This is a genomic window from Massilimicrobiota sp. An134, from assembly GCF_002160815.1.
Lineage (GTDB): Bacteria > Bacillota_I > Bacilli_A > Erysipelotrichales > Coprobacillaceae > Allocoprobacillus > Allocoprobacillus merdigallinarum.
On sequence record NZ_NFLH01000058.1, the window covers coordinates 1 to 6,309 of the forward strand.

Consider the following 6,309-nt stretch of genomic DNA (forward strand, 5'->3'; position numbering starts at 1 on the left):
TTAATTAACGATAATTCTTAATTATCGATAGTTACATTTATATAAAAGAAGGAGGTAATTTAAATATGAGAATAGTAGTTATTGCTGAAGAAAAAGAAGTAAATCCAAAGAATGATTTTTATGCAACAAGTTTTGATTTTTCGTCTAAAACAGTTACACAAAATATAATTAGATGTTTAAAAAATAAAAATTATGATGTTGTTCATTATCTAAACCCCCAGCAATTTTTAGATAATATAAAAAAGCATAAAAATGATATTGTATTTTCAACATTATGGGGTGGGCCCCACTCTAGAAATAAAAGAAGCTATTTATCTTCAATATGTGAAGCGTATCAAATCAAATATATTGGAGCTGATACGTATGTACAAGCTTTGTGCCAAGATAAATATTTATCTAAATTGTATTTAGAAAATTATATGTTTAAAATACCAAAATACATTGAAATTAAAACTTTTGATGAATTAAAAAGAATTGATTACATAGATTTTTTTCCGTGTATTATTAAACCAAGTAATGAGGGATCATCTGTTGGAATAAGTGATAATAATATTGCCAATAATAAAGAAGAAGCTATCACTCTTGCAAAAAAAATTTTAAAAAAATATAGACCGATACTTGTTGAGCAGTTTATTGATGGAAGAGAAATATCTATCTGTTTAGCAGGAACCACAAAAAATATACGTTTATGTGAAGCAGTTGAGTTGCTATTAAATGATGAAATTGTTGGATCAAAAATTTGGGGCTTTGAATCAAAGAAAAATAAAAAAAGTAAAGTGACAAGAAAAATTATAACTAATGAATTTCCAAATCAATTTATTAATGAAGCAAAGAAAATATTCTTAGAATTAGGTAAAGTTGATTTAATGAGAATCGATGGAAAATGGGAAAACAATAATTTTTATGTAATTGAATTATCTTCTGATTGCAGCCTACATAAAGAATGTTTTATGAGTTCTGCTTTTAAATATAATAATTATACGTATGATGATATGCTTGATGTATTAATTCAAATATGTTTAGATAATTATAATGAAAACAAATAATAAAAAAGGAGGGATTTTCGTAAGCGCAAAATAATATACTGTATTTAAAAACTCATATAATAAATGGTATAATGCCAATTATTATATGAGTTATTTGCATTCTTCCTGAATATGTTTATTCCAAGGTAAGAAATGGTCAACATTTGCTTGTTCCTTAATATCATGCCCAGGTAAATATTTAAATATGTATGTTAAATATTTGTATGGGTCCAGACCATTTGCTTTTGCCGTTTGAATTATTGAATACACGGTTGCACTTGCTTGGGCTCCCTCTGTTGATGTACTAAATAGCCAATTCTTTCGACCTACCGCAAACAATCTTATTGTTCTTTCATCAAGCGAATTTGTCATTGGAAGTAAACCATCCTCCAGATATTCGCTCAATCCTTCTCTATGTTTTAATGCATATTGTAGAGCTTTATATGTCTTTGATCCTGTCAATACGGCTTTCTGATTTTTATCGCACCATGAAAAGAACTCTTCTACTAGAGGTTTTGCTCTTTTTTGGCGCATTTCTCTCTTTTCTTCAGGTTTCAGAGTTTCTATTTCACGTTCGATTACAAATAATTCTTTTATTTTATTTAATGCTTTTCCAGCTATCGTTTCATCCACATTTTTTGTTCCACTTATGATTGCTTCGGAAAACTTTCGTCTTGCATGTGCCCAACAAAAAACATTGACAACCGAATCTAAAGTTTCATATGCCTGATATCCATCTGTTATGACATATCCTTTAAACCCATTCAGAAATCTTTTTGGATTATAGCCCGCTCTTGTAGGCGTATAATCAAATATTCTGATTGGATGTTTCGATTCCTTTATGGTTGCATAGACCCACATATATGATTTTGTTGTGTTCTTTCTGCCAGTTTCATTTAATACCTGAACCGGACTTTCATCTGCATGGGTATAGTTTTCTTCCAGAAGCAATTCATGCATTCTTTCCTTTATTGGTGTGAGCCATTCGTTGGATGCGATAATGATCCAATTGGCCATCGTTGCTCTGCTTAACTGAAATCCCAGTCTTTTCCATTCCTGCTCCTGTCTATAAAGCGGCATACAATTAACATACTTATCAACCATGACCTGTGCAACACTTTCAGACGTCGCATATGAATGCGGTATGACCGGTGCATCTATTGGTGCATTATACATGTATGGTTTGTTTCCTTTTTTACATGTACGACATTCATATGTCGTTTGATAGATGTTGTGAACTTCCAATTTTGCTGGAATGTAATTTAATTCTCTTCTTATCAGTTTTTTTCCTACTTTTTTGAGCCTGCTTCCACAAGATGGACAAATTTGATGTTCATCTTCCAAGGTATAATTGATATCTATTTGTGGAAGTTGATCCAGTTTGGCTTTAATATCTTCTTTCTGTCTTTTGCGTTTTGCACGTTGATATGTAATTTCTTCCTTCAGTTCAGGATCACATTCCATTTCAGCTTCATCAAAAAGAGAAAGCTGTCCTACGTTTAAAACAGCAGATTTCTCACTGCTTCGTCCAAACAACTTTCTCTTTAAATAATCATTTTCTTCTTTTAGATTTTTATAATCATTTTTTAATGATTCATACTCTTCACGTAAACGTTCATTTTCTTTACACATTTTCTCGCTGTCTTTCTGCAAAGAAACGAGCATTGAATTAAGGGTTGAAATTTGAGCTGTCAGTTCTAATAATTGTTCACTGTTCATCTTTTTCACCCCTCCATCTCTATGTTCATATTATACCATAAAATAGCCATGATTGCTTTGTTTTATGTCACTATATGACTAATTTTGGAGCAGCTTTTTTTATGACCTTCTTCTGTTCGATATCCAATCCTTCCATTAACCAACGAAACTGCTGAGCAGTTAATAATCTCGCTTCTTGTTCATTGCGTGGCCATTTAAACTTTCCGTTTTCCAATCTTTTATACAGAAGGACAAAACCATCTTCTTCCCAGTATAATGCCTTTATTTTGGATGATCCTCTTCCACAGAACAGAAACAATGTATTGGTGCAGGGATCAAGATTAAAGTTCTGTTGAACAAGGATGGCTAATCCATCAATGCTTTTTCTCATGTCTGTATAGCCGGTGACAATGTATATTTGATCGGCCTTAGAAATATCGCCTAGCATAGTAACAGTTTAATCATGTTCATGAGAGTAGATTCATTTATATTAGATGGCAATTCAATTTTTATTTTTCCTTTTGTAATACAAATGACATCATAATCATTTTCATTCTTGTTTTCTAATGGCACAGGAACAAAGGAATGAACATTTGGAACCATTCCATTTTCAACAGCGAGAGTTCTTATCTTCTTTAGCCAGGCATAATATGTTTGTTCACAGATACCATTTTCTTTACACCAGGATTTAACAGTTTTTCCGCTTTCTCTGCATTCTTTAATTCTGCCAATCCACTGTTGCATCTTGACTTCATCATTAATGTTTTTTACATTCATCTTGGATCCTCCTTATAGTTTTTTTAGAAGTATAAAAAATCAAAAAACTATATTATAGTTATTTTAGACTCCTAATTACTATAATTATGAATACTAGTTTTATAAATTAAAATACAGTATATTATTTTGCGCTTACGGATTTTCCTCCTTTTTAAAATCGTATAAATAATTTTATAACCTTTTGGCAAATAGCCATAAAGTAAACTTAAAGATTTAAAGTCTACAATATAATATTAAGATTATCTAGATATCTACATTCCAAAAAAATGTGAAACCAACAACCCATTTTATATTAAATAACGCTGATTGTTTACTATTTATTTTACCTACTAATTTATATCTTACTGTAGTATTATAATGAGCATATTGTTGTGCAAATTCAAGATACTTGTTTTTATTTTTTTCATCATTTAAGATAGAATAATAAAGAAATAAATTATACATTACAAGTGCAAGTAAATGCTTATCACTTTCATATTGTATATATTCATTTATTTTTAAAATTAATGATGGGATAATTGACTTATACTTACTTTCAACAGCATTAATTAATCTTAAAGTAACAATTAATAGCTTATCATATGGACTGTTAGTTGAAATTTCGGCCTGTTGTAAATTGCTTTCAACAGATAAGCCATATTCATTGTTTAAAATATCTAAAGCAGATTGATTAAGCAAAAATACAATGCTAAAATTTAAAAAATTGTTTTCCTTAGACTTGTTTTTTGCAATCTCTAATTCATCTTTAGCACTTTGTATATCTTGGGTTACAGCTAATAAAAAAGAATAAGTAATACGTGATTTAATCTCATTAAATACATCATTTGTTTTAATAAAATGTTTTATACTCTTTTTTAAATATGGTAAAGCTTCCTCTCTTTCCATATATGTTTCAGTTAGTCTTAAGTATATACCATATTCATTATATGATTGATAATCTTTGATTTTTTGTATTTCATGTGCATAGAATATACTTTTATCTTTAAGATTTATAGATCTATAACTACCAATTAATAATAAATAATATATATATTTTTCTTTGTCTGAAATATCTTGTTTTATTAAATTTTCACATTTTTGAATAACCATATTATGATTTTCTAAATATTCTAATGCATTTATTTCATACACATTTAATAAATATATAGAGTAGTTAGATGACTTTGATTTTATAATATTAATGATTTGTAAACATTCTTGATAAAGATAATAATTAAAACAAAATCTCATAATAAAATATAATTCATCAAGTTTATTATCAAAATCGTTTTTAATAAATTCTATGTATCTAAAAATATATTTCATTAATGAAACAGGAGAAATTTTTTCGTATAAATATGGTATTGTAATCTTTAAATATTGAATTATTTCTTTTGGATTATATCTATATGTTAAATTTAAAATAAGATTAATAGACTCAAACTTGTGATTAATATCTATTATATCTGATGTCATCTTTATCGAATGATATTCTGTTAAATTTCTATATGCTAATAAAACTTGCGGATTTTTTAAATCATTATATTTATTTATCGTATCCAATATTGAAGCATGAGTGAAATTCACAAAACCTTGACTTTCTTGAAGTAAATGTACATCATTTATTAATTTAGAGTATTGCTCATTATAACAAACAATTACTATATTTTTAGAACGATTAATAATATTATCGAGTTGAATTTTACTAATTTTTCCTCCTGATAAAGCAATAAGATATAAAATATATTTTTGATCAGGAGTTAATGAATTTATTTTTTTTATTATAGGATCACTATAATCATGCTTTGTATTATATGTGATTTTATATTCTATAAGTTTAAATAAGTTACCATCACTTTCATTAAGATAATATTGTTTTGCATCATAGAAAAATATATATTCATGTGCAATATTTACTTTAATTGTATCCAAGATTTCATTTATTTCAGAACTGTCCATATTTGGCAATTCAAACAATGTAGAATTTATTCCTATTAATTTATAATTTGAATTTATTTCTATTAATTCTGTATAATCTGAATCGTTAACTATTGTATATTCGATAATTGTAATGTTCGTCTTGGGTTGTAACGAGATAATTTCACGCAATAATTGTTTGCTATAAGAGTCTATATTTTGGAAATTATCTATACTCCAAAAAACATCACCAAAATTCAAAACATATATTATATAATTGTAAGCAATTATCAGTGTATCTTTATCATTTAAATTAAAATATCCTTCTTCATTGTATTCGAAAGTTTTAAATATTTTATTAACAAAATGTTTAACGATATTTAAAAAAGTAGTTCTTTTTATAGAATTATAATCAATGCTACTCATTAATTTTTCTATTGACTTCTTTTTTATTGATTTATTCTTTTTTAAAAAATATTCAAATGTTCTCTTTTTCAAATCAGCTTTATTATTATACATATATCTAACAAAAGTATTAAAAATTGAAGATATAAATTCGCCTTCATTGTCTTTAGAACTATTATTTTTTTGTGTATTTATTATATTTATACAGGTTTTATTAGCAGAAAATCTGTAACTTAGCTCTTTCGTTAAGAAACTTTTTCCAACACCCGTTTTTGAATATACAAAAAAAACATTGTATTTATCACTATTAAACAAATTACATATTTTATCACATTCAATGTCCCTATCAATAATTTTCTCACCCATAAATTAATACCTCTTTACTAATTATAATTAAGAATTATCGTTAATTAAGTAGCAATAAGTATTTAGTTTTCATATAATTTTTGACAAAATATGTATTTGAAAATAAGGAGGAAATTATATGAAAAAGAACGAAACAAATGTA

General features: G+C 27.0%; 5 protein-coding genes. 1 reads left to right on the forward strand and 4 read right to left on the reverse strand.

Translation table 11 applies throughout. The annotated features are described in order from the left end of the window. The first annotated feature begins 65 nt into the window (after positions 1-65). Positions 66-1,046 (forward strand): ATP-grasp domain-containing protein, encoded by a 981-nt coding sequence (locus tag B5E79_RS12965; RefSeq protein ID WP_087298328.1) that lies wholly within the window; start codon positions 66-68, stop codon positions 1,044-1,046. Positions 1,047-1,136: 90 nt separating this feature from the next. Here B5E79_RS12965 and tnpC read toward each other — a convergent pair whose 3' ends face one another. The 4 genes from tnpC to B5E79_RS12985 form a co-directional block, all read right to left on the reverse strand. Beyond that, positions 1,137-2,744, reverse strand: coding sequence for an IS66 family transposase (gene tnpC / locus B5E79_RS12970; RefSeq protein WP_087298329.1), 1,608 nt, complete (start codon positions 2,742-2,744; stop codon positions 1,137-1,139). Positions 2,745-2,814: 70 nt separating this feature from the next. Beyond that, the gene (tnpB, locus tag B5E79_RS12975) at positions 2,815-3,171 is read right to left on the reverse strand and encodes an IS66 family insertion sequence element accessory protein TnpB (RefSeq protein WP_087298330.1); all 357 of its coding nucleotides are present in this window, start codon (positions 3,169-3,171) and stop codon (positions 2,815-2,817) included. After that, positions 3,165-3,500, reverse strand: coding sequence for an IS66 family insertion sequence element accessory protein TnpA (gene tnpA, locus B5E79_RS12980; protein ID WP_087298331.1), 336 nt, complete (start codon positions 3,498-3,500; stop codon positions 3,165-3,167). Before tnpA ends, tnpB begins: the two co-directional genes overlap by 7 nt. Positions 3,501-3,743: 243 nt before the next feature. After that, positions 3,744-6,167, reverse strand: coding sequence for a hypothetical protein (locus B5E79_RS12985; protein WP_087298332.1), 2,424 nt, complete (start codon positions 6,165-6,167; stop codon positions 3,744-3,746). Between the last annotated feature and the right edge of the window lie 142 nt (positions 6,168-6,309).